Source organism: Nocardia sp. NPDC047654, from assembly GCF_043205035.1.
In the GTDB taxonomy this organism is placed as follows: domain Bacteria; phylum Actinomycetota; class Actinomycetes; order Mycobacteriales; family Mycobacteriaceae; genus Nocardia.
Window position 1 is genome coordinate 98,017 of record NZ_JBIDDF010000011.1, and the last position, 23,358, is coordinate 121,374.

Sequence of the window (23,358 nt, forward strand, 5' to 3'; positions counted from 1 at the left end):
ACAGGCTAACCGTCCACGGCGCACTAAGTAAACAGCCATTCTCATTCGAGTCGGCACTATCGCCGTCCCGGGCGGTGCGAACCCCCGGCAGGAGCAGGGATGTCGGCGAGATGGCAAGCTGTCCGGTATGGCCGATATTCGCCTGGACGTCTCCGACGCCATCGCCACCATCACCCTCGACCGCCCGCGGCAGCTCAACGCCTTCACCACCGCCATGGGGACCGAGTTGATCGAGGCCTTCGACACCTGCGACCGCGACGATCGAATTCGAGCGGTGATCATCACGGGCGCCGGCCGCGCCTTCTGCGCGGGCGCGGATCTGTCGGCGGGTGCGGAGACCTTCGTCGCGGGCGATGCGGACGCCGCGGAATCCTTCCGGGACACCGGCGGAGAAGTCGTCCTGCGTATGTTCGAATCCCGCAAACCCGTCATCGCCGCCGTCAACGGACCCGCCGTCGGCGTCGGCATCACCATGACGCTCGCGGCGGACTTCCGGCTGGCCGTCGACAACGCCCGCATCGGGTTCGTCTTCAACCGCCGCGGCATCGTTCCCGAGTCCTGTTCCAGTTGGTTCCTGCCCCGCCTGGTGCCGATGCAGACCGCGCTGGACTGGGTGTACTCGGGCCGTCTCGTCGAGGCGGGCGAAGCGCTCGACGCGGGGTTGTTCTCCGCGCTGCATCCCGCGGACACGCTGCTCGACGAGGCTCGCGCGCTCGCCCACCGAGTTACCGAACATTCCGCGCCCGTGTCGGTGGCGCTGTCGCGGCAGATGCTGTGGCGTAACCTCGGAGCCGAGCACCCGATGATCGCCCACCGCATCGAATCTCGCGGCATCTACCACCGAGGCGCCGCCGCCGACGCCAGGGAAGGCGTGGCGGCCTTCCTGGAGAAGCGGCCCGCCCGATTCCCCGACAGCGTCGAGCGCGACCTCCCGGACATCTTCGGCCACGATCTGGCGGTCCCGCCGTTCCGGCCTCGAGATCCTCGGCGGTAGAAGGCGTTCGAGGTGCGCACTCCGCCCATCGGCACAGCATCCCCGCGGCCGACTACAGATCGTCGGCCAGGACCTCGTTGATCACCCGAAAACTGGCGATCTCCCGGTCGGGATCGTGGTCTGCGGCCTCGATCAAGGTGAGCAGGGCCTTCCACAGCGCCCAGCCCCGCGCCCGTGTCCATGTGGCATCATCGTGAGCAAGTACTCGGCGAAACGTCGCGCGGCTGCCTGCGGACAGCATCGTCCAGGCAAGGACCAGATCGCAGGCAGGGTCCCCGACACCGCAAGTCCCGAAGTCGATGACAGCCGTCAATCTCCCCTCGGCTACCAAGAGATTGCCGGCAGCGATGTCACCATGGAACCACACCGGAGTCCCGTTCCATTCTGCCGCCAGAGCGGACTCCCAAACCTCGGTAGCCCGTCGAACGTCGATACGTCCGGACAACACCTGTAGGCAGCGCCGGGTCTGCTCGTGGTAATGCGCTGGGTGGCTACCGCGGTAGAAGCTCTGCGCGCCGGCGAGAGGGGCGGCGCTGACATCGCATCGCTGCAGCGCGCGAATGAAGTCCGCGACGTCGGCAGCGAACTCGGTCATGTCGCCGATAGCAGCCCTGTCGGCCGTATCGCCGGGCAGCCAATCACGTACCGACCACGAGAACGCATATCCATGGCCCGGAACTCCGACCGCGAGCACCGTGGGGATCGCGACCGGCAGCATCGGTGCCAGCCGAGGCAACCAGACGCTTTCCTTCGCCACCGCCGGCGCATAGGTAGCCGTTGTCGGCAGCCGCACCGCCATGTCCGCGCCTAATCGGTAGGTGCGGTTGTCCCAGCCTTCGACCGGCACCGGCGCAACCAGCAGATCGCCCCACTGCGGAAAACTGGGTCCTGATCAGGCGCTCAACCAATGCCGCGTGGATCCCGGCACGACCATCGACGGGAGCATCACCCACCACGTCATCCTGGACCCGGACCATCAGTCCCGACAACCCGATTTCCCTCGCAGACCGAGAGCTCGCCGCCACGACTCAACCGCTATACCGCGATCAACACGTCGGCAAGGATCTTGGGCGACACCGTCGACGAATAGCGCAGCGATCGAATACGCGCACTCCACCGGTGGTCAACGGCCACGTCACTCACTGTCCGACAATGGGTGCCCTTGGACTCCGTCAAGCCGGCGAAAGCACCACTGCGGATCGCTCCGGCCGATGCGGCGGTTACCGACTCCTGCCCGGCCCCTCGACGCTGGGCGACGTGGTGGCCGACATCATACCTTTGTTCGCCGAATCCGTCGCCAACTCACGCGGCGGGCACGGATCCGCGGAGAACCTTCTGGCACTAGTGCACCGCGATTCCCTGGCCGGCCCGCAACGCGATCCCCCGAACACCGAGCTCGGTGCCGGTGAGATCGGTATCGATGGTGAATTCGCGGATCGCACCGGGACGGAAGACCAGGCACACGCTGCTTCCACCGTAGCTGAAATACCCGAGTTCTGCGCCCTTGCGCACTGTGCTGCCCACCTCGACGGACATCGAGATGGACGATATTTCGGAGATACCAATGGCCACCAGGCAGAATGTCCCGATGCCCGGATGCTCGGCATTGATGGTGAAGATGGTTCTGGTGTTCACACACGACATGTAGGCCTGGGAGTACGTGCCTGCGGTCGTGTCACCCCGGAGAGCATCGACACTACTGAACATCAGACCGGCGACGGTCTCGATCCTGGTCACGGTTCCCGCGACCGGCGACCAGAAGCGATGGTAGTTCCGGCCGTCGAGAAAGCTCTGCAATACGGTCCCTCCCTCGAACTTTCGTGAAATGCGGTCACCGTTGAGCATGTGATAGATCGAGTAGGGCTGGCACTTGATCCAGAACCGATCGAAGCCCCTGACGTCCTGGGCCACCTTGTAGAGCGTGCCGTCGTTGGGGGACACGATCACTCGCGAGTCGTGCGGCGCGGCGACGGGGCGCCTGTCAGTCCGGATCTGCCTGTGGAAGAAGTCGTTGAACGACGCGAAGCCCCAGTGTGGATCCGCAGGGTCGGGAATGATGTAGTCGTGCAGGTTGTTCCGCTCGTACGAGGATGCGCACAACCACCCGTTGTCGCCGGTATGCAGCACATCGCGTGATTCCGGGGAGTCGAGGTGCGCGCACCAGCTCGCGAGGATTCGCCGCAATCCGTCGTTGAACGCGGTGTTGCGGTAGAGCACCCGGCCTGCCGGCGTCTCCATCATGTGCACGAACAGCGTCGAGACCGGGAAGAAGTTCGACCGCCCGGGGTCCGGATTGTATTCCGGAGCGCGCGTCGACAGCAGGTCCAGTGCTCGGACCAGCTCGGGGATGTCGGAGACCGTGCGGTGCGGCTCCGGCACCTCGTCGAGCATGGCCAGCGTGTACATGTGCACGACCGGGTCGCGCCACAGCAAGTCGGCGAACGCTCGCACCGGAGGGGACCACCGGCCGGGTCCGGTGCCCGATCCGCGGAGTTCCCGCACGGTGTCTGCGAGGAACGCACTGATCTCGGGACCCATATGCGGCGAGTAGCCACGAAGTGGCGAAATCGATTCGGTCCGGTCCAGGTCCACGACTGTCCTCCTCGATCAGTGTGCCGGGCGCTGGAGCCGCGCGAAATCCACCTTTCCTCCGCTGTTGCGCGGCAGTGCCGGTAGTACGACAAATTTCGACGGCATGAGATCCGAGTCGAGTCGACGGCGCAGGTGTTCGCGAATATCCCCGGCCGACAGCGAATTCTCCCCTACGGCGACATAGGCGGCCAGGAAATCCACCAGCCCATCGGCGCCCGCAATTCCGACCACGACGCAGTCGATGACGGCCGGGTGCTCGATCGCCGCGGATTCGATCTCCGCCGGCTCCACGCGCGTCCCGCGGAGTTTGATCTGGCGATCCGCGCGACCACACCATTCGAGAAGGCCGTCGGTGCGCCACCGGCCCAGATCGCCGGTCCGGTAGCACCGCAGGGACTCCGCCGCGCCGGGCAGGGTCAAGGGGCCAAACCTCGCCGCGCCGTCCGCATCGGCGCCTGCGGTGTAACCATCGGGGAGAGACGGCGCGCAGATCACGATCTCGCCGACGGAGCCGTCGTCGCAGAGCCGGTCGTCGCCGTTGACGACGAAGACGCGATACCCGGGAATCGCGCGGCCGACCGGCACGGTCTCCGACCATCGCGCCTCCGGCACCTCCATCCACGTCGCCAGGATGGTCTCGGTAGGCCCGTACAGATTGATCAGCCGAGTGGCCGGCAGGTGCACCCGCAGCGCGGCCGCTAGGTCTCCCGGCAGCGGTTCACCTGTCAGGAGCAGACACGACAGTGGCGGCAGTCCACTCGACGCGCTGTCGTTGTCGAGGGCATGGACGATTTCGCGCGCGAAACTCGGAACGGTTTGCAGAACGTGCACATCCTCCTCGGCCAGAAAATTCACGAGCAGGCGTGCGTCGTATTTGACCTCGTCCGGCAGGGGAACGACAGTGCCGCCGGCGACGAGCGTTGCAGCGATCTCGCAGAGGCTCGCGTCGTAGTGGGTCGAGGCCCACTGGGCCCATTTCACCGCAGGCGCCAACCGGAATTCCCGGACCATCCAGCAGACCAGATCGGTGAAGGCCCGATGGGACTGTGTGACGGCCTTCGGTCGCCCGGTCGAGCCCGAGGTGAAGACCGTATAGCAGGGAGCGTCCAGATCGAACTCGGGTGGCCGAACATGGTTGTCCCGCGAAGCATTCTGGGCGAGGCGCGAGGGGTCGAACGGCGGGAGCGGGCGCCGATCCTCGGATGCGGCCCACCCGGTGGACCAGGGCGGGCAGTCGGCGGAGACGACGACAATTCCCGGGGGCGAGTCGGTCATGACCTCCCGGTCCCATCCGGTCGACGTCACTGCCAGCGGCACCGTGACAGCACCGGCCCGCATCAGCGCGAGGAATACCACGACGAACTCGGGGCCGACCCCCAGCCGGGTGGCCACTCGCTCCCCGGGCCGGATGCCCCAATCGAGCAAGGTGCCGACGACCTGATCCGTCCAGGCGTCCAGGCGGCCGTAGGTAAGCTCGCCGACAGCCGGAGCATCGGGATGGGTCGCCGCGTGTGCGCGCACGTACTCCGGAATGAACACCGAGCGCATCCGTGCCATCTCTGACCTCGTCACTGCACCGGCGCGAAGGCGGGGAGACGACGGGAACCTGCACGACTCGGCAACGACGGAAGCAGATCGTCCACGCCCGGGTCGAGAACCGTCCGGCGAACCGTGGCCAGGAACTCCGAGGCGATACCCTCGTCGTCGCGGAAGGCCGGGGTCGCCTGTTCGAGGTGCTCGAGCAGACCCCGGGTACCGGGACTGAACTTCTCGATACCCACCATCGTCGCGGCCTGATAACAGGCCGCGACGAGCACCGAGACGATCGTGTACACGTTGTCGACGAGCGTGCAAGACTTCCGGGCGGCGATCAGGCCCATGCTCACCACGTCCTGGTTCTGCCCGTTCGACGGGATCGACTTGACCGACGCCGGAGCCGCGAGGTCCAGGTTCTCCGAGGCGATGCTGGTGGCCAGATACTGTGAGCCCTGCAGACCGGAGTTCAGCCCCTCGTCGCCGAAGGCCAGGAACGCCGGATAGGAACGGTTGAGGTGGGGATCGAGGATCCGGTTCACCTGCCGCTCGGCCAGCACCCCGATTTCACACACGGCAACATTGAGGAAATCGCATGCCATGGCGACATACTGGCCGTGGAAATTGCCGCCGTGGAAAATGGTCTCGGGCGAATCGAAGATGAGCGGGTTGTCGTTGCACGAATTCAGTTCTTCCTCCACCAGGCGCCGGCAATATTCGAGAGTGTCGACGATGGGACCGACGATCTGGGGAATGCACCGCAAGGTGTACGCGTCCTGGAGATAGTCGTGAACCTTGGTCACCCGCCCGGAGTTCGCCGCCTCCGCCTGGATGAGCCGCATCACCTCACCGTGGTCGCGGGTGAGCTCACTGCCACCGAGCAGCCCGAGGACCACCTCGGCCACCTCACACTGCCCAGCGTGATTCTTCAGCTCGTGACCGCGCGGCTCGAATGCCCCGGTCGATCCCTGCATCACCTGCAGGAACGTGGCCGAGGCCCAGAGCGCCACCCGCAGCAGGCGACGTGCCCGGACGAGTGAAACCGAGGCAACGCCGGTCATCGCGGAGGTGCCGTTGATCAGCGCAAGCCCCTCTTTGTATCCCAAGCGCGTCGGCCGCAGACCGGCATCGGCCAGTGCCTCGGCAGCAGAGTGGATCACTCCGTTCCGGCGGACCTGCCCGGCACCGATGAGCGAGATCGCCAGATGCGCCAGCGGGGCAAGGTCACCACTGGCGCCGAGTGATCCCTGTTGCGGGACCAGCGGATGGATACCGGCGTTGAGCAGGTCGGCCATCAACGTGAGCGTCTCGGGGCGAACCCCTGAGTAGCCTCGCATCAGGCAGTTGAGCCGGGTGACCGAGATGGCCCGCACCGTCGTGTCCTCGAACAGCGGGCCGCCACCGGCCGCGTGGCTACGCAGGAGGTTGCCCTGCAGCGCCGTCTCGAACTGCGGTGGGATGCTTCTGGTGACCATCTCGCCGAACCCCGTGGTGACCCCGTAGATCGGATGCCCTTCGGCGCCCCATCGCTGGATCCGTCGATGCGTGGCGTCGACCATCGCGAGCTGATCGGCGTCGAGTTCCACCGGCTCTCGCTCGACGGCGATGTCGTAGACGTCGTCAATGGTCAATTCGCTGCCCCGAATCAGCATGCGATACTCCTTGAAGTCCCCGTGAAAAACTCATGGCCGCAGCATGATTCGTTTTCGAGTCGCGGTGGCCGCGCCGAGAGAAGCCTGACACGGAGGCCGGGGCCGCCGGTATCAGCCGATCGGCCTACACTTCGGGCGGAGCCGTCCTCCGACCCGGCCCGGGTCACAACGAGCTCGGTTAGCCATCCCGGTACCGGGTCGAAGAGGCACCGGCCGCCGGGGCGGGCCCGAACCCGAACAGTTCACCCGCTCCAATCGCGTGCCTTGTTACCGAGCAGCAGCACGTATCGGAGGCGCTCGAAGGGGGGCAACGGCATCGCCGATTGCCTGTCCCCTCAGAATTCAGGATGTCCTTGGGCTGCCGGGGCAATGCCCGCGCGTACGACTCCGATGCTGTGTAGTTCCAGCCGGCTGGTGTCGTCCAGTCTGCCAGGAGGCCCGCCCGATTCCCCGACAGCGTCGAGCGCGACCTCCCGGACATCTTCGGCGACGATCCGGCGGTCCCGCCGTTCCGGCCTCGAGGTTCCCGGCTGTAGAAGGCGATTCGGGGTGCGCAATCGGGTCGACGGATACCGAATCGAAAGGTCCCTCAGTCGCCCACTGCGCCGTGCTCGGTCCATGCCACGGCGCGCAGCGGGAACGAGCCCGTCCCGCGCACCGGGGCGGGCAGCGCGACCAGCCTGGCGCCGGTGTCGGGGACCGCGTCCAGATTCGTCATCTGCTCGATGATCGGAATGCCCGCACCGAGCAGCGTGTGGTGGCATGGCCGCGTCGGCAAGGACGTGTCGTCGACGTCGGACGAGTCGATTCCCACCAGTGCCGCATTGGCGGCGACCAGCGCCTCGGCGACCTCCCCGACCAGGAAGGGATGGCCGGGCCCTCGATACGCGGACGATCCCCATTTCCCCGACCAACCGGTGTGCACGAGCACCGCTTTGCCCCACAAGCGCGCGGGATCGCCCAGCACGTCCGGCCCCACCGCGCGGCGGCCCGACGCGCGGATCATCACGATCGGCACGTTGAACAACCGCTCCAACGGCAGCTCGGCGATGTCGGCGCCGCCGGCGTGGAAATGGAAAGGCGCGTCGATGTAGGTGCCCGTGGGGCCGACCATATCCACGCGCGCGATGTGGTAGCTCATGTCGATCAGCGGCGATCGGTCACGTGCCACAGCCGTCGTGACACGCGGTGCGGGCAGGGTCGGATCGATGAGCATGCCGTCCGAGACAGGATGGGACAGCTCCACGATCGCTCGGCTCATACCAGGGACGGTACCGCGCAGCGGATGCAGTCGTCCGAGGCGCGACGACACGGGAGTGACTCACGGTACGTTCGGACTCGCCGGTCGGAATCGGCTGATGCGCACAGGCCCCGAGAAGCGCAGAATGGAAACCGGAAGGTCATCATGCGACTACTACAGGGTCTACTCGGTCCGATACTGGGGATCCTCACGGCCGTGCTCGGCACGGTTCTGGGGCTGGTCGCCGCTGTGCTGTGGCTCGTCGGCGCGGTGCTGTGCGTGACGATCATCCTGATTCCGCTGGGCATCCCGGTCATCAAACTCGCCCGCCGTCTGTTCACGCTTTCCCGGCAGCTGATGCGTCTCCCCTGAAAGACTGTCGCCGCCGGCAGCCGATGAGATCACGTCCGGTTTTCGATGATTACGCCGGACTGCCCCGGCGGTACCGGTTGATCGCGATCACTCTTGTCCTCGACCGGATCACGGACACCGATCTGGTGGCGGCCTGCTGCCGAACCTTTTGTTTCCCAGCGGGTTTCCGGCGCGGCGGCGTCGGCGGTTCACCGGCGGCGAAGGGCGTGGCAGCAGGTAGCGTGTGCCGGTATGGCGACCCCCTTGGCGTATACGGCCACCTACTCCCATTCGGCCGACGCGCTTCGTGCGGCGCTGGCCGACGAGCAGTACTGGAAAGAACGCATCGAGGAGGTCGGCGGGGCCGACGCACAGCTCGTCGAGTTCGACGCCGCCGAGGACCGCCTGCACGTGCGGATGGTGCAGACCGTTCCGGCGGCGGAGCTGCCCAGCGCCATCACCGCGGTGCGGCCCGAGGGCCTGGTCATCACCCGCTGCGAGACCTACACCCGCGAGGGCGGCAGTTTCGAGGCCCGCGTCGAAGGTGTGCCCGCCCAGGTGAGTGGCACCGTCCGGCTCACCGAGAGCGACACAGCGGCCGAGGCGGTGGTGGCCGGTGCCGCCGAAGTCGGTATCCCGTTGTTCGGCAGGAAGATCGAGGCAGCCATCGTGACCCGGCTACTCGACATGCTGGCCACGGAGGCGGCGTTCACCGACACCTGGATCACCGACCACTGACCGTGGCTCTCGGCGGCGGCGTTCGTGGCTCGGTCCAGACCATGGCGTTTTGTGGCCGTTCCCAGCGACGCCGCGGGCGCAGTGGCCATCGCCCCCAACAAGCGCGACGCCGCCTTGCCCGCCGAGGCATCCGCGGCCTACCGTGGGCCTGTTTCGTCCAGCCTCCCCAGGAAGGCCGTGTGTGAATTCTCCTGCCCCGCCGTCCTATCCCCGTGGCGCGGCGCGGACCGCGCGGCTGGTGGCGGCGCTGAGCATCGTTGTCCTCGGGTTCGCGACCGGTGCGGCCGGACCGGTGAGCGCCCAAACGGAACTCCCGTCACCGATCGGCATGCCCCCCGATCGACCGCATATCGCCGGTACGACGTCCGGCCCGGGACGGTTGGTCGAGCTGACGGTCCACTCCGCCGCGATGGCGAACGAGGTGACCGTCCGTGTCCTGCCTGCCGCCGACAGATCGGCGCCTGCGCCCACCCTGTACCTGCTGAACGGGATCGACGGCGGGGCTGACGGGAACTGGCTCAGCCGCACGGATGTGGTGGAGTTCTTCCGGGACAAGCAAGTCAACGTGGTGATCCCGTTCGGCGGCGCAAGTTCCTATTTCACGGACTGGCGTGCGGATGATCCGATGCTGGGGCGGCAGCGGTGGGCCACGTTCCTGACTCGTGAACTGCCGCCGATCGTGGACGCGGAATTCGGGGGCAGCGGGGCGAACGCGATCGCGGGCATCTCGATGGCGGGCACGTCGGTGTTCCAGCTGGCCTTGGCCGCACCGGGGTTGTATCGAGCCATCGGCTCGTATTCCGGGTGTGTGCGCACCAGCGATCCGCAAGGTCAAGTGATCGTGAGCGCGGTGGTGGGTGGGCGCCGCGGCAACGTGGTGAACATGTGGGGTCCGCCGACGGATCCCGCGTGGGCGGCCAACGACCCGTATCTGCACGCGGACGAGCTGCGCGGTACCGCGATCTATGTCGCGAGCGGGACCGGCGCGCCCGGTCCGTACGACACTCTCGACAGTGCCGGGATCGAGCACAGCCCCGGCAAGCTGATCGACCAGCTCCTCATCGGCGGCGCCCTGGAGACATTCGCCGAACGCTGCACCCGTCAGCTGCGCGAAAGGCTGGATCAACTGGCCATTCCCGCCACCTTCGAGCTGCGCGGCAACGGCACCCATTCCTGGTCGTACTGGCAGGAAGACCTGCACAGCTCGTGGCCCGGGTTCGCCGCCGCACTCGGCACTGCCTGAAGCGACCGGCGCCGCTGGGATCAAGCGGGCGCGGCCACCTCACCGGTGTCGTGCTCGGCGCCGGAGCGGATCGGCGCGGGCCGATGCCCAAGGGCCGGGGCGATCAGCTCCACGGTGTCGTGCAAGATCTGTTCGTAGTCGGCACGGTGGAACTCGTAGGGCAGCTCCAGCCGCAGCTCCGACGTCTGCGCGAGCACCGGATCGGCCCGCAGCCGGTCGATGATCTCCTCGGCGGGGCCGACCAGGTCCGGGGCGAACAGGACACGCCGCTCCCCTTGTGGCGACAGGGTGCGCTCGTACCTGCTCGCCGCGTACTGCCGATACCGCTCGCGAGTCGCGCGGTCGGCGCTGTCGAACGGGACGATCACCCGCCCTACCGCGACCCGGGCGGGCCGGGCCGGATCCACCAGTCGGCGGTACTCGTCGAGCAAGCTCGATTGGGTGGTGCTGAAATCGTCGCTGCGGTCGCCGAAGACGATGTTCCCCGTCAGCAGATTCAGCCCGCTCTCCCCCGCCCAGCGGACCGAACGGATGCTCGCCCCGCCGTACCAGAGCCGATCGATCAAGCCGGGATTGTGCGGCTGCAGCCGGGGACGCTGGGTGTTGCCCGGCGAGTGGATCACCGTGCCCGCGGCACCGAGAAAGTCACCGCGCAGGTTCTCGATCAGCCTGGTGATCCGTCCGTAGGACAGATCGTAGGAGCGCCAGTCTCCGTCGAAGACCAGGTCGCCGATCAAGTCGGCATGCGGCGGCGTGCCCGCGCTGAAGCCGGCTTGCAACCGGCCCCGCGACAGCACGTCGGCCAGTGACAGATCCTCGGCCAGCCGAAACGGGCTCTCGTAACCGATGGGAATCACGGCCGTGCCCAACTGGATTCGGCTGGTGCGCTGACCGGCGGCGGCCAGGAACACCGCGGCCGACCCGACGCCGTGCTCGAGATGACGCTGCCGGATCCACGCACCGTCGAAGCCGAGACTCTCGCCGTACTCGAACAGCCGCAGCGTGTCCTCGAGCCCCGCGTAGGGATCGTCGTCGGGGTAGTTGCCCGGTGTCAGGAACGACAACGTCCTGATCCCAGGTGTTGTGTCGCTCATCGGGTTCCGCCGCGCTCGTACGGGAGCTTCGCACCGGCTTCGATCGCGACCGGCAGGCGGTTCTCCGCCGGCGGCAACGGGCAGGTCGCCAGGTCGGTGTAGGCGCACGGCAGGTTCGCGGACCGGTTGAAGTCCAGCTGCACAGATCCGTCGTCGCCGGGCGGGGACAGGTGCAGGACGCGATTGGCGGCGTAAGTGGTGACTCCCGAGGTCTCGTCGGTGAACAGGACGGTCAGACTGCCGGGATCCTTGCCGGGGAACGCGGTCAGGCGCAGCGCACGGCCGTCCAGCTCGAACTCCACCTGCCCCGGCGCGTCATAAACGTGTTCGAGTCCTTCGACAGCGGCGCCGACCGTGGTCGGCCGCGGCTCGGGGAAGGCGACATAGCGGCCGGTGACCACCCACTTCGGGTGCGGCGCGTAGGCGGGCGTGCCGTGAAACGCCGTGCGCAGCGGGTTGTCCGGATGCCGCGGGCGAACGATGTCGTACCCGCCGCGCTTGGCGACCTCGATCACCGCGTCACCCCACACGGCGTTCAGGCCACCGCGTTCGGGGATGGCGCCGAAGACATGCCGACCGCGCACCGATACCCCGTCGACCGCCAGCTCGTCACCGTCATCGAGAACCACTGTGACGCCATCGGCACCGGTGGACCAAGCGCCCGGCGCGTCGGGGAATCGTTGTGGCTCTTCGGTGAGCCAGTGCAGCGCGGTGATGGCCAGGAATCCGTGCGGGTCGGCAAGTCTCGACTCCTGCGCGCGGTGCCAGTCCTGCCAGTCGGCGACGAAGGCGTCGGTCGGAGTCGCGGCGGTGGCCTGCGCTGTCATGTGGTGCTCCTGGTCTGAGGATCTTCCTGTTCCCGGGTCGGCGCTGTCGAAGACCGGCGCCTCGGTCGCGCCGCTCTCGGCATTCCGAGGCCGACATGTCTCCGATCGAGGCGGCGGCGGCTCCTCTCAGGCAGCGAACGCCGGTGTAGCTGATCCAATCGCGTACACGCGCTAACGCACAGGATTGCGATCAGCGCGAACACAACCGCTGCGCACCGGCCCGGTGTGCAGGCCGGGCCGGTGCTCACCGCCACGGATACTCTGCGCCACGGCATTCTCACGGAGCGCTGGGATCTGCTGGCCGGTTCCGGCCGGGCATGAGGGATCTCGTCGATCCGCACCGAGAGTCTTACGGCAGCAACGGTTCAGCATCACCGTGGGACCTGGGCGGCAGAACCAACGACCCGTAGGCCGACGATCATCTGGTCGTGTGCGCACCGCCGTTGACATGGATCGTCTGCCCCGTGATGTGCCGGGCGTGCGGCGACGCCAGGAATTCGATCAACCCGGCGACATCGTCCGGATCGCCCGCGCGTTTGTCGTGCGTGGAGTCGATCAACCACGCGCGTCGTTGCTCGCTCAACTGCCCCTGGAAGAAATCGGTGTTCTCGATATACCCCGGGGCGACCGTGTTCACCGTGACGCCTCGCGGCGCCAGCTGCGCCGACAATCCCGCCGACCATGCCGCCAACGCCGCCTTCGCGGCGCCGTAGGAGCCCGCAGCGTATTCCGCGCCGATCGAGCCGACATTGATCACCGCCCCGCCGGGCCGCAACCGCTCGCGCAGCGCCGAAGTGGTCAGCACCGCGCTCAGCAAATTCGTCGACAGGTTCGCCTGCCACTGCGCGGCCAGCTCCTCCAACGACACTTCTTCGGCACCCCCGCCGGCGAGATCGGTGTTTCCGCCCGCCATGTTCACCAGCACATCGACTTCCGGCCCGACCGACTCGGCGAACCGCTGCACCGCCGATGGAACCGCGGCATCGCACACGATCCCCCGCACCCCGAGCTCACATGCCGTCTGCTGGAGCCGCTGCTGCGAGCGCCCGGTGATCACCACCTCCGCACCGCCTTCGGCGAATCGCTGCGCCACTCGGCGCCCGATCCCCCCGCTCGCACCGGTGATGACGACCGTTCCGCGCATTCTCTTCTCCTCTCGGTATATTTAGCGCTAAATGTACCGAGAGGAGACACTTCCGGCAATGACGCACGAACTGCGGGACGAGATACCGTCCCCCACTCAGATAGCCGCGGCATGGCGCCGGGAGCTGCCCGGCGCGCGAACCGAATCGATCGAGATACTCACCCCGCTGTGGCGAGTCGCCAAGCTGCTCACCGACGAACGGCAGCGCACCCTCCAGCGTTTGGGCATCGATGAATCCACTCTCGACCTGCTCAGCACCCTGCGCCGGTCCGGCCCGCCCTACCAGCTGACCACCCGCCAGATCGCCGCCCGCAGCCTCGTCACCGCAGGCGCCATCTCCCAGCGTCTGACGCGCGCGCAAACGGCCGGATTGATCACCCGGGCACCCACCTCGGCCACCCGGCGCGGTGTACTGGTCACCCTCACCCCGGAAGGCCACCGCCTCACCGAGCGAGTCGTGCCCGCCCTGCTGGACCACGAGACCACGCTCACCGATCGGCTACCCGCCGATCAACGCGCCGCACTCACCGCGGCCCTGCACACGCTCGCGGACGCGATCCGATCCACCGGAGCGGGGGATGCCGCCGGGTGACCAGCGAATGTCACGCACCGACGCGAAGCCGGAGGAAACAGGCCCGAGTCGCCCTCCGCCTAGCCGGTACCGGACAGATCCGCGGAAAGGTCCCGGGCCTGCACACCTTCGGGCAGGCGCACTTCCTCCACCGGTTCGGGCCGGTCGTCGTATTCCAGACGCAGCGCACGGCAGATCGTGGCATGCATGTCGTAGAGGGTGGTGATGTAGGCGAGCACGGCCCGTTCGAGCACAGAGAAGCAGTCGCTGATCTGCCAGTGCGGGATCGCCGCGATCTTCGCTTCGGGGACGCCGAGCGAGCGCATCTGCTTGCAGTGCTGGGAGAAGACGAATTGACTTCCGCGGGCGTAACCGGCCCGGCTCTGGCCCAATTCGCGCAATGCCGGATCGAGGGTTGCGTTGCGGTAGACGCCGAAACCGCGCACGGCGTGCCGGAACACCTCCGGCGATTGAGCGAACACCGTCCACCAGTCGCCGGGTGTGGCGTGGATCGTGCCGTGATCGACGGCGGGGTCCTTGTCGGGGCCCACACGCTCGCACGCCAGTCCTCGCTCAGCGCCGGACTGCAGCGCGCGTTATCCCCCGGCCCGAGTCTTCGACGATCCAAAGCTATTGGCAGGCAACTTCTCTTGCCCGGCACGGGTGGCGACAGCTATCGACCCCCATCGCGCTGAGTCCCGGCGAGCCATCGGCCCGCCGGGACTCAGCATGATCCGGCTCCCGCGCTATCCCGCGACCCGACCTCCCAAGGAGCCCCCGCTCGGCACGGAGCCGGCCAGGGCGTCCTCGACGCAGGCGTAGATGGGCTGGAGAGCGTCGAGGTCGAGGAGGGCCACGATACGGGTCACCACCAATGGACTGCCGACCACGCACAGCCGGACATCCCGGAGCCTGCACGCCTCGGCCTCCTCGGCCAAGGCCAGCATGGAACGGCAGGCCATGAAGCCGAGGCCGCCGGTGTCGATCACGATGGGGCCCGGCGCCGCGGTCGCTGTGACAACCTCCCGCAGCAGTTTGCGCCACGTCGGCAGAGTGTAGGCGTCGACCTCGCCGTGAACATGGACGATGGCCGCGTTGCCCCGACGTTCGACGGTCGCGTTCAGTCCGGGGAGGGTGCCTTCCGGCTCATCGGCCGGTGGTTGGGTGGGGTTGCTGAGACCGTGCAGTGCTGTGCTCATATGGGCACACTCGATTCGTTTCGCGCCTAGGGCGCTCAATTCGGGCCCATCCTGCATTCCTCAAGACAGACCTGTCTCTCTTTACTAACAGAGACAGGCCTGTCTGTACAGCGCTATGGTGACAGGGAGATGGAAACGCCGAACCTTCCACGCACCGCATCCGCCGCACCCGCGCGCGAGCGAATCCTCAGCACCGCCTACGCGTTGTTCACGCGCCGCGGTATCCGAGCGGTGGGCACCGACGAAGTGATCGCGCTGTCCGGTGTGGCCAAGGCAACGCTGTACAGGCATTTTCCGTCCAAGGACGATCTCGTGCTCGCCGTGCTGCAGCGTCGCGAGCAACTGTGGACGCTCGGCTTGGTCGAAACCCAGTCGCGGGCGCGTGGCAACACACCCGAAGAACAGTTGCTGGCGATTTTCGACGTCTTCCACGACTGGTTCCAGAAACGGGAGGATTTCGACGGCTGCTCGTTCATCAACGTGCTGCTCGAACTCGGAGCCGCGCATCCGGCCGGGCAGGCCAGCATCGGATACCTGGACAATATCCGGGCCATCGTGCGCGGCCGGGCCGAGGCGGCGGGACTGTGCGACCCGGACGATTTCGCCCGGTCCTGGCACATCCTGATGAAGGGCTCGATCATCTCCGCCGCCGAGGGAGATCTGCTGGCCGCCCACCGCGCCAAGCTCATGGCGCGAATGCTCATCGAACAGCACCGCCCCGTCGCGCCATAGCGACACGGGCGGCCCGGCCGACCGCCGCACAACCACCGGCGGCGCGGGATGCTCCCCCACCTCGTCACGGGTTCGAGATCGCCGGCCCTCCGACCGGGTCCTGCTGCCACGCTCGTCGGGGCGCCCCAGCCCGCGGGTGCCGCGGGATATCCGTATATCGGACCTGGTCATGGCCGGTGGAACTGCCACTGCTGGATATCGCTGGTGGCCGCGTAGCGCGTCAACCCGATCTGCTCGGTGCCGGGCTCATTGCCCGGCAGGGCCAGAACGAACTCGGCGGCGGGCCAAACGGCGATACGGTAGCAGGCGGGATGGGCTTCGTCGGTGCTGATCTGCCATCCCATCGGCGTCCCGCTGCATTCGACATGAACCCCCTCGGACACCAGACCGTCGCCGAGTCCGAGCCGGGTCCCGGTGCGCCCGTTGGTGATGTACCAGATCCCTCCGCCGAATTCCGGCGCGCTCGACAACAGCCAATGCTGCCAGCCGTCCTCCACACTTGCCTCCCCCACAACCGTGACCTGGTCAGCGCTGTCGAGCGCCAGCACATGACCCGTGCCGACGTTGACGATCCGATACACACCCTCGCTCAACTCAGCCATGATCCGTCGTCCTCGCCGTGTGGACATACCCCGCATACCACCGCCGACAGCAACTGCCCTGATGGAACCTCGACCGTGGTGCCAGTCGCTGATCGCGAGGGTTGCGGTTGATACCGAACTACCCGTCCCATAACCAGTGAACCACCTCAACAGACCGGAGTTCGCCGCGTGCGCAGCCGCCGGCGCTCGTCCCATGCCTGGCCGCCACCTTGCGGGCCGCGTGCGCCTCGGAGCCGCACCGGTGACCGGAACCCGCAAGCCGCTGTCCTGTTCTCACTCGCCCCCGACGAGTTCCGCCGCGAATATCCCTCGACATCGCGTGCGGTCGCCCAAGCCGGGTATGACGCTCGCACAGCGACCATCGCACATGCACGAGCACCCGAACGCGGCGCGAACCGCCGCATCGGCTACGGCCCGGACGATCGAAGGAGAGCGCCATGCCGGTGCTACACCGCACCTACCTCGTCCGCCTCGACCCCTCCCTGCGCGGCGAGAGTGCGACACCGAGAGGTGTGCGGGGGAAGTTTCTCGACTGGCTGCGAACCGACGACGCCGAGGTCGTCGAACTCTGCGGCGCGGATCGCGTCGTCATCTCTTGCGCACCGGAGACCGCCGACGAAATCAGGGACCTCGAGTACGTCCTGGACGTCGCGCCCCACGCGTAGCGTACCGGCGAGCCACCCCCGGTCGCCCGGATACCTGGGCGAAGAAACTCCGCTCGACTTGATCCGAACGCCGCACCAAGCCGACTGGCACCGAGCCGAGACTCCGATCGAACCCGGGCTCGTCGGCCGGTTCGCGGGCGGCAGCGGGAGATCTCAGCCGTTGCCGTAGACACGATCCGGCAGGACCAAAACCACTGCCCGGCGCTCCGCGGCCATCACTCTGTCGTACTCGGCCCAATCCTCGTGCACGCCACCGGCCGCGGTGAACACCTCGCGCAGCAGAAGCCGCAACCGCTCGGCATCGACGTCCGGGGCCGGGTCGTCGGGACCGACGACCCACACCGGCCCCTCGACGGCGGCCCATTCCCAACCGACGCGAATCACGACCGTGGCACGCGGCCGGGCACGCAGATTGTCCAATTTGCGGGCATCGCCGCGCACCACCATGCCCACCACGTCCGCACCGGTCGCCGGATGCCGCAACACACCCGCGTTGACGACGGACGATTGCATCGTGCGGTCGGCTCGCAGGGTGGAGACCACGCAGAGGCCGTGGTCGCCAGTGATCAGCCGGGCGAAGTCCGCGAGATCGGTCACGCCGGAAGTCTACGTAGCCGGGTCGGCATGTGCTGCGGGTTCGCTACCGGAGTCGACGCGGTGTGTGAACAGCAGCGGCCAGGGTAGTGCTGACCATATCGTCGCTGCGTCGACGCTGCCCGATGTCCTGTCGACGGGTCGCGCTCGCCATCGGCGACAGATCCACGCAAATGCAGAGCGATCTGAAGGCTGGTGGCGTCATGATCTCGCAGGTTCTGGGTGCCCGTGTCGTCCCGCACGCCGGATCCCGCTCGGGGGCCACGTCGTGACCGCGGGCGGCTCGTTCAGCTCGTCCCGGGCGGTGGTTCGCACCGATCGGCCGGAGCGGTACGGCAAGCAGTTGGTGTCGCATCTGGGGCGGCGCAACGGGGGCGAGTGGTCGGCGCAGTCCTCGTCGGGCTGGATCGACTTGGACTCCGGCCGCGCGACGGTCACCGTGCAGGAGGGCGAACTGCATCTGCGGATCGAGGCGGCCGCCGACGACCTGGCGCGGCTCGAGGACGTGCTCGCGAGGCACCTGGTCCGGTTCGGCGAGCGCGACCAGCTGAGCGTGACATGGCAGCACGATCCCGCCGTCGCGGATTCGACCGGTCCGAGCGGCGACCGCCCGCCGGAGAACTGACGCCTACCTTCCGTCCGCGCAGCCTCGAAGACCCATCGACCACACCGGCCGCGCCTTGGATCAGTTCGGCGTCCCCATCGAGATATTTCCCGGCTGGGACGACGAACTGCGGCGCTCGGTGACGCGCCCTGATGAAGACCGGTTCCGTGACCCGAAAGGAATACTCGTGCGACGCAGAACGATGCTGGCGGCACTGGCCGCGGTGACCGCGACCCCACTGGTGGCCTCGGGGTGCGACTCGCGACAGGAGCACGACACGGAGTCCGGCGACTCGGACGCCCTGCGCTTCGACCCCGAGAAATACAGCATCGAAGCCAAAGCGGTCGCCACCGCCGATGGCGAGCGGCGGATCACCTACCACCAGTACAAGGGCATCGTCTACGTCGCGAAACCGGTGGACGAGCAATACCAGAGCTTGACCGTCAGCGTCCCGGTCCAGATCGACGGCAACACCGTGGACGCGAGCAGGGCACCGATTCTGCTCAGCAACAACATCGGCGGATACATGTCGTCCTCGGTGACCAAGTCCGGCGGCACGCCCGGTGGCCTGCCGTCCGGCGCGGCCCCACCCAGCGGCGCGGCGGACGGCGGTGGAACGCCCGGCGGATCGGGCGGATTCGGTGACGGCGCGAATCGCACCAGCAACCCCGACCTCGCGCTGGCCGCCGGTTATGTGGTCGTCGAGCCGGGCGCGCGAGGGCGCGATCTGGTCGGCTCCGACGGCGTCTACTACGGGGTCGCTCCGGCGGCGATCGTGGATCTGAAGGCGGCGGTGCGGTATCTGCGGCACAACAGCGGGCGGGTGCCCGGCAACACCGACTGGATCATCTCCACCGGTGTGAGCGCGGGCGGCGCGATGTCGGCGCTGCTGGGCGCCTCGGGGGACAGCGACCGCTACCACCCCTACCTCACCGAACTCGGCGCGGCCGACGCCTCCGACGCCATCTTCGCCGGCGCAGGCTACTGCCCGATCACCGACCTCGAGCACGCCGACATGGCCTACGAATGGAACTGGGGCGCCAACCCGCCGCTGTCCGGTGAACAGGTCGACCAGACGGTGTCACGGGAACTCGCGACAGCCTTTCCGGCTTACCAGGCATCGCTGAATCTCCGAGGGCGCAACGGGTCCGGAGCGCTCACCGCCGACAACTACGCCGACCACCTGCTGCGCACCTATCTGCGACCGGCGGCGGGCAAGTACCTGAAGGCACTGTCGGACGCAGAGCGCGGCGCCTACCTGGCCGCGAACCCATGGCTGCGTTTCGACAACGACACCGCGACCTTCACATGGGCCGATTACCTCACCCACGTCGGCGCGCGCAAGAAGAACGTGCCCGCCTTCGACGCTTTCGACCTGTCCTCGGGCGAGAACAACGAATTCGGCAACGGCACCACCAAAGCGCGCCACTTCACCCTCTACAGCCTGCGCCATGCCACCGGTCATGCGAACGCGCGGCTCGACAGCGACCTGCCGGACAAGATCGAGTTGATGAACCCCATGTACTTCCTCGGCCGGGACGATCCCGGCCACGCCCGGCACTGGTGGATACGCGTCGGCACGAAAGACTCCGACACCTCCCTCACCGTCGTCGGCAACCTCGCCGCCAAGCTGGAGAATCTCGGCGCGGACGTGAACGCCGCCATGTATTGGGACGCGGGCCACGGCAGCAACGAAGACGCCGGGGACTTCATCGCCTGGATTCGCGGCATCACCGGCTACGCCCGTTAGCTACGCCCGATTCTCTTTCGGGGCGGGGATGGTCAACAGGCCGAGAATCGCCCGCGCCTGCTCCGCGGTCGGCGTGGGCAGGCTGCCGCGACCGTGGATGAAGCCGATGCCCAAGTACACCATCGCACCGGCGCGCAGCCGTGCTTCCTCCGGTGCGAAGCCCAGTTCCAGCATCGCTTTCTGCACCGTTTCGAAGATCTGTTGATCCAAGGCGCGCACCGTCGCTGCCACCTTCTCATCGCTTCGTGCCCATTCGCGCACGGTGGCTTCGGTGGCCCAGGTGCCTTGGTCGATGAGATTGGCGGCCATGTTGGCGATGCGCTGCTCGACCGGAACGGACTCGATCGCGCCGAGAGCGCGAATGATCTCGGTTTGCAGCGCGCTCCAACGGTCGGCCATCGCCTCCATGAGCTGTTCGATATCGTCGAAATGCCAGTAGAAACTGCCTTTGGTGACACCGAGTTCCTGGCACAGCCGGGGAATCTTGATGGCGGAGACGCCTTCTCGGGCGAGCAGTGCCAGAGCGCCGTCTACCCATGCCTCGTACGAAAGCCGCGGAGCGCGGCTGCGGCTGCGTTGCTGCGCCGCCGCTTTCCGGGAGCGCCGCGGTGCGGAGTTCGCGGTGTCCACGTCGGGGGGCCGGATGCTGTCGCCGGCCGGTGGCCGGTCGGCTGTCATCGGTGCGGCCCCATCTCGGTGGAAATCACCACTCGATGGTAGGTGACCCCGTCACGGGGCAACTTCAGCGCGGTGACTGTCCATTGCACCCGTCTGGCGATGGTGCCGTATCTGCCGGTCACCGAGCTTCTTTCGCGATCATTCCGCACGGACCCGATTCTTCCATTCAAAAGGGTACCGATAACTATACCCAATGGTATGGTCACCGGCGAGGGCGGCGACGAGGCCGCCGAGAAGGGTTCGACGATGAGACTGCGGATCGGGCGCCGAAGTTTTCTGCACGGCGTGGGTGCGGGCTTCGCCGGTTCGATGCTGGTCCGGACACGGGGTGTCGCCGAGCCGCTGCTGCCGCCCGGCATGGACAGTCCGCTGCTGTTTCATTCCCCGAGGGTCGAGCCGTTCGTCGATGAACTCCCCCGGCTGCCGGTTGTGCGCGGTGACCACCACGAGTTGGTCGCGGCGTCGACGACGCACCGTTTTCATCGCGACCTGCCGGAATCACCGGCGCTCGGCTACAACGGGATGTCGTATCTCGGCCCGACGATCGAGCATCCGGCGGGTAGGCCGCTGAGCGTGCGGTTCACCAACCGGATGGGCGGGCACCCGTTCGCCGCCGACATGGACACGACCGTGCACGGCGTAACCGAACGTTTCCGCACCGATCCGCCCTCGTCGTTGCACCTGCACGGCGGGGTGACGCCACCCGGAAGTGACAGGCGGATCGATGCCTGGGCGCAGGAACAGCCGGCGCGGTCGGCGGGCCGGCCCGGAGTCGATCGCGCGTTCTTGGTGCATCGCACCGTCGCCGATCCACGGTTCGTCGATGTCACCATCGATCCCAGCGACCGCGAACCGGGCAGCCTCTACGGCGATCCCCGGACCGCGAATTGGGCGGCGGGCGGGCTGGCGCGTTTCGTCACCGCTCGCAGCTGGTTGAGCACCTGGAGCGAGGAGCACACCCACGCCAGCGCGCCGAGCGATCTCGCAGGGGTGAAAGCGCCGACGCTGGTGATGGCGCTGCGGGGTGATCAGGCGGCTTTCCGTCGGCGAATCCAGGGAAATGCACGCCGCCAGCGCCGATCCGCGCGCAGAGCTGATCGAAATGCCTCATCTCATCCACTACTTGGTCGACCAGCCCGAGGGTCTCGGGCAAATCATCGAGCACTTGCGGTCCTGGCTGGTCCGGCGCGAGTTGGTGGGCTGAGCAAGCCGGGCCGAACGACCCGGACCGCATCGGATATCAGGAGAGGTCACCCATGTCAGTGGAAGTCCCGCCCGCGGGCGCGGATGTCGTCGCGCAACAGCCGTCGGTGAAGTGCCCGACCGCGTTCCGGTACTGGGAAGCGCGCCGGTCCCCCAAGGTTCGGCGCCTCGAGCGTCTGTTCGTAAAATTCACCGGGAATGAGCTGTTTCCCACCGACACGCAAGCGGTCGCGTTATGCGAGGACTTGTTCACCGGCGATCCGGTCGCGGAACGGTTCGTCGCCGAGGTGATGCACGGCGCGGCAGGCCCCCAGGCCGGACGACGGATGCTGGAAACCGCCCTCGCCGCAGGCATCGACGCCGTACCGGACGCGCCGGAGTCGATGCGCGCGCTGTTCGAGGAATTCGAGACGGTGCCCGAGTGGGTGGTGCCCGAACTGGTCGAGCAAGGCGCGGCGATCTGGCGACGGTGGGGCACGATGCTGTTCAGCTTCGCCGGCGCGGAAACACTGGAGATGTACACCGAGGCCGCTGTCGCGACCCCGCTGTCGCTGGCCGGCGGCTACGCCGGGGACAGCGCGCTGCGCCGCTTCCTGGAGACCACCCGCTTCTGGATCGATGTCTCCGAGCCCCGCGCACTGCTGACTCCGGGCTCGGCGGGACGTGCCACGGCACTGAAGGTGCGCATCATGCATGTCTCGATCCGCGCGAAGGTCGCGGGTCATCCGGAGTGGGACATGGACAGGTGGGGCCTACCGATCAGCCAGACCTACCAGATGCTGACCCTCCTGGGCGGCAGCGTCACCCCCGGCCTCGGATTGTGGGCGCTCGGCTATCAGACCACCCCCTCGGAAATCCGCGCGCTGCTGCATTTCCAGAAGTACATGGGATACCTGCTCGGCGTGCGGCTGCGCTGGTACCCGGAAACGGTCCTCGACTCGCTGCGGGTTCTCGCCATGACCATCGCGTCCCGCTCCTACGACGCCGGTAAGCACGGCGCGGAGTTGATCGAGTCCTACCCGGTGGCCTTCGCGCCGCGCGACGGCCACCGCGGGCTCACGCGACTGCGTGAGGCGTACAACTTCCGCATCAACTCCGTGTACTGCGCGATGTACATGGCTCCGTGGACGCGGCGCCGGTACACCATGCCCCCGGCGTTTCCCTGGATCGGCATTCCCCTCCTGCGTTTCCCCCTCATCACGGCGATGGAGATTTTGCGCAGAACCTTCCCGCCGTTCGCGCGGGCGCACGAGAAGCTCATGCTCTGGCACCGCGAGAACTGGTACCGCGCCCAGATGCAGGGCCGCGAAGCGGCTTTCGACGCCGGCGGGGCACTACGCCGATGACCTTCG

24 protein-coding genes are annotated in these 23,358 nt (G+C 67.4%); 11 read left to right on the plus strand and 13 right to left on the minus strand.

Features of this window, described 5'->3' with window-relative positions; all coding sequences use genetic code 11:
• The first annotated feature begins 127 nt into the window (after window positions 1-127).
• Window positions 128-994 carry a crotonase/enoyl-CoA hydratase family protein gene (locus ACGF7Y_RS24870; protein WP_393236989.1) on the plus strand — a complete coding sequence of 289 codons (867 nt, stop codon included), beginning with the start codon at window positions 128-130 and terminating at the stop codon, window positions 992-994.
• A 52-nt stretch (window positions 995-1,046) separates the two neighbouring features.
• Here ACGF7Y_RS24870 and ACGF7Y_RS24875 read toward each other — a convergent pair whose 3' ends face one another.
• From ACGF7Y_RS24875 to ACGF7Y_RS24895, 5 genes are all read right to left on the minus strand, one after another.
• Window positions 1,047-1,841, minus strand: a complete 795-nt coding sequence (locus ACGF7Y_RS24875) for an aminoglycoside phosphotransferase family protein (RefSeq protein ID WP_393236992.1) — start codon at window positions 1,839-1,841, stop codon at window positions 1,047-1,049.
• A 494-nt stretch (window positions 1,842-2,335) separates the two neighbouring features.
• Window positions 2,336-3,586, minus strand: coding sequence for a phophatidylserine decarboxylase associated domain-containing protein (locus ACGF7Y_RS24880; RefSeq protein ID WP_393236995.1), 1,251 nt, complete (start codon window positions 3,584-3,586; stop codon window positions 2,336-2,338).
• Window positions 3,587-3,601: 15 nt separating this feature from the next.
• Window positions 3,602-5,143: an amino acid adenylation domain-containing protein gene (locus tag ACGF7Y_RS24885; RefSeq protein WP_393236997.1), complete on the minus strand. Its 1,542-nt coding sequence runs from the start codon at window positions 5,141-5,143 to the stop codon at window positions 3,602-3,604.
• 11 nt (window positions 5,144-5,154) lie between these two features.
• On the minus strand, window positions 5,155-6,771 hold the full coding sequence (gene cmdF, locus ACGF7Y_RS24890; protein ID WP_393237000.1) for a tyrosine 2,3-aminomutase: 1,617 nt from the start codon (window positions 6,769-6,771) through the stop codon (window positions 5,155-5,157).
• Between the two features lie 589 nt (window positions 6,772-7,360).
• Window positions 7,361-8,032, minus strand: coding sequence for a cyclase family protein (locus tag ACGF7Y_RS24895; RefSeq protein ID WP_393237003.1), 672 nt, complete (start codon window positions 8,030-8,032; stop codon window positions 7,361-7,363).
• Between the two features lie 144 nt (window positions 8,033-8,176).
• Here ACGF7Y_RS24895 and ACGF7Y_RS24900 point away from each other — a divergent pair, with 144 nt between their 5' ends.
• The 3 genes from ACGF7Y_RS24900 to ACGF7Y_RS24910 all read left to right on the plus strand — a co-directional run bounded on the left by ACGF7Y_RS24900 (window position 8,177) and on the right by ACGF7Y_RS24910 (window position 10,343).
• Complete coding sequence (locus ACGF7Y_RS24900) at window positions 8,177-8,383, plus strand: hypothetical protein (protein WP_393237005.1); 207 nt, start codon at window positions 8,177-8,179, stop codon at window positions 8,381-8,383.
• A gap of 231 nt (window positions 8,384-8,614) precedes the next feature.
• On the plus strand, window positions 8,615-9,100 hold the full coding sequence (locus tag ACGF7Y_RS24905) for a DUF2505 domain-containing protein (RefSeq protein ID WP_393237008.1): 486 nt from the start codon (window positions 8,615-8,617) through the stop codon (window positions 9,098-9,100).
• A gap of 181 nt (window positions 9,101-9,281) precedes the next feature.
• Complete coding sequence (locus tag ACGF7Y_RS24910) at window positions 9,282-10,343, plus strand: alpha/beta hydrolase (RefSeq protein ID WP_393237011.1); 1,062 nt, start codon at window positions 9,282-9,284, stop codon at window positions 10,341-10,343.
• A gap of 20 nt (window positions 10,344-10,363) precedes the next feature.
• Here the strand turns inward: ACGF7Y_RS24910 and ACGF7Y_RS24915 are convergent, their stop codons facing one another.
• The 3 genes from ACGF7Y_RS24915 to ACGF7Y_RS24925 all read right to left on the minus strand — a co-directional run bounded on the left by ACGF7Y_RS24915 (window position 10,364) and on the right by ACGF7Y_RS24925 (window position 13,408).
• Window positions 10,364-11,437, minus strand: coding sequence for an LLM class flavin-dependent oxidoreductase (locus tag ACGF7Y_RS24915; RefSeq protein ID WP_393237014.1), 1,074 nt, complete (start codon window positions 11,435-11,437; stop codon window positions 10,364-10,366).
• Complete coding sequence (locus tag ACGF7Y_RS24920) at window positions 11,434-12,264, minus strand: DUF1684 domain-containing protein (protein WP_393237017.1); 831 nt, start codon at window positions 12,262-12,264, stop codon at window positions 11,434-11,436. The genes ACGF7Y_RS24915 and ACGF7Y_RS24920 overlap by 4 nt, the downstream gene beginning before the upstream one ends.
• A 418-nt stretch (window positions 12,265-12,682) precedes the next feature.
• Entirely contained in the window at window positions 12,683-13,408 is a 726-nt protein-coding gene (locus ACGF7Y_RS24925) for an SDR family NAD(P)-dependent oxidoreductase (RefSeq protein WP_393237020.1), read from the minus strand.
• A 58-nt stretch (window positions 13,409-13,466) separates the two neighbouring features.
• Between ACGF7Y_RS24925 and ACGF7Y_RS24930 the strand changes: the two genes are divergently transcribed.
• A complete protein-coding gene (locus tag ACGF7Y_RS24930) occupies window positions 13,467-14,000 on the plus strand; it encodes a MarR family winged helix-turn-helix transcriptional regulator (protein WP_393237023.1) in 534 nt (177 codons plus the stop codon).
• 59 nt (window positions 14,001-14,059) lie between these two features.
• On the opposite strand, the gene ACGF7Y_RS24935 is transcribed toward ACGF7Y_RS24930, so the two are convergent.
• Window positions 14,060-14,530 (minus strand): carboxymuconolactone decarboxylase family protein, encoded by a 471-nt coding sequence (locus ACGF7Y_RS24935; protein WP_393237026.1) that lies wholly within the window; start codon window positions 14,528-14,530, stop codon window positions 14,060-14,062.
• Window positions 14,531-14,725: 195 nt separating this feature from the next.
• Window positions 14,726-15,178: an anti-sigma factor antagonist gene (locus tag ACGF7Y_RS24940; RefSeq protein ID WP_393237029.1), complete on the minus strand. Its 453-nt coding sequence runs from the start codon at window positions 15,176-15,178 to the stop codon at window positions 14,726-14,728.
• Window positions 15,179-15,307: 129 nt separating this feature from the next.
• Here ACGF7Y_RS24940 and ACGF7Y_RS24945 point away from each other — a divergent pair, with 129 nt between their 5' ends.
• Window positions 15,308-15,910, plus strand: a complete 603-nt coding sequence (locus ACGF7Y_RS24945) for a TetR/AcrR family transcriptional regulator (RefSeq protein WP_393237032.1) — start codon at window positions 15,308-15,310, stop codon at window positions 15,908-15,910.
• Between the two features lie 167 nt (window positions 15,911-16,077).
• Here the strand turns inward: ACGF7Y_RS24945 and ACGF7Y_RS24950 are convergent, their stop codons facing one another.
• Complete coding sequence (locus tag ACGF7Y_RS24950; RefSeq protein ID WP_393237035.1) at window positions 16,078-16,512, minus strand: RICIN domain-containing protein; 435 nt, start codon at window positions 16,510-16,512, stop codon at window positions 16,078-16,080.
• Window positions 16,513-16,949: 437 nt separating this feature from the next.
• Between ACGF7Y_RS24950 and ACGF7Y_RS24955 the strand changes: the two genes are divergently transcribed.
• On the plus strand, window positions 16,950-17,177 hold the full coding sequence (locus ACGF7Y_RS24955) for a hypothetical protein (RefSeq protein WP_393237038.1): 228 nt from the start codon (window positions 16,950-16,952) through the stop codon (window positions 17,175-17,177).
• Between the two features lie 153 nt (window positions 17,178-17,330).
• Here ACGF7Y_RS24955 and ACGF7Y_RS24960 read toward each other — a convergent pair whose 3' ends face one another.
• Window positions 17,331-17,774, minus strand: coding sequence for a pyridoxamine 5'-phosphate oxidase (locus ACGF7Y_RS24960; protein WP_393237040.1), 444 nt, complete (start codon window positions 17,772-17,774; stop codon window positions 17,331-17,333).
• 265 nt (window positions 17,775-18,039) lie between these two features.
• Here ACGF7Y_RS24960 and ACGF7Y_RS24965 point away from each other — a divergent pair, with 265 nt between their 5' ends.
• Both ACGF7Y_RS24965 and ACGF7Y_RS24970 read left to right on the plus strand, forming a co-directional pair.
• Complete coding sequence (locus ACGF7Y_RS24965; RefSeq protein ID WP_393237043.1) at window positions 18,040-18,396, plus strand: DUF2218 domain-containing protein; 357 nt, start codon at window positions 18,040-18,042, stop codon at window positions 18,394-18,396.
• A 166-nt stretch (window positions 18,397-18,562) separates the two neighbouring features.
• On the plus strand, window positions 18,563-20,125 hold the full coding sequence (locus ACGF7Y_RS24970; RefSeq protein WP_393237046.1) for a subtype B tannase: 1,563 nt from the start codon (window positions 18,563-18,565) through the stop codon (window positions 20,123-20,125).
• On the opposite strand, the gene ACGF7Y_RS24975 is transcribed toward ACGF7Y_RS24970, so the two are convergent.
• Window positions 20,126-20,803: a TetR/AcrR family transcriptional regulator gene (locus ACGF7Y_RS24975; protein ID WP_393237049.1), complete on the minus strand. Its 678-nt coding sequence runs from the start codon at window positions 20,801-20,803 to the stop codon at window positions 20,126-20,128. It abuts the gene before it with no gap.
• Between the two features lie 99 nt (window positions 20,804-20,902).
• Between ACGF7Y_RS24975 and ACGF7Y_RS24980 the strand changes: the two genes are divergently transcribed.
• Both ACGF7Y_RS24980 and ACGF7Y_RS24985 read left to right on the plus strand, forming a co-directional pair.
• Window positions 20,903-22,117, plus strand: coding sequence for a hypothetical protein (locus tag ACGF7Y_RS24980; RefSeq protein ID WP_393237052.1), 1,215 nt, complete (start codon window positions 20,903-20,905; stop codon window positions 22,115-22,117).
• Window positions 22,060-23,352, plus strand: a complete 1,293-nt coding sequence (locus ACGF7Y_RS24985) for an oxygenase MpaB family protein (protein WP_393237054.1) — start codon at window positions 22,060-22,062, stop codon at window positions 23,350-23,352. The genes ACGF7Y_RS24980 and ACGF7Y_RS24985 overlap by 58 nt, the downstream gene beginning before the upstream one ends.
• The last annotated feature ends 6 nt before the right edge of the window (window positions 23,353-23,358 follow it).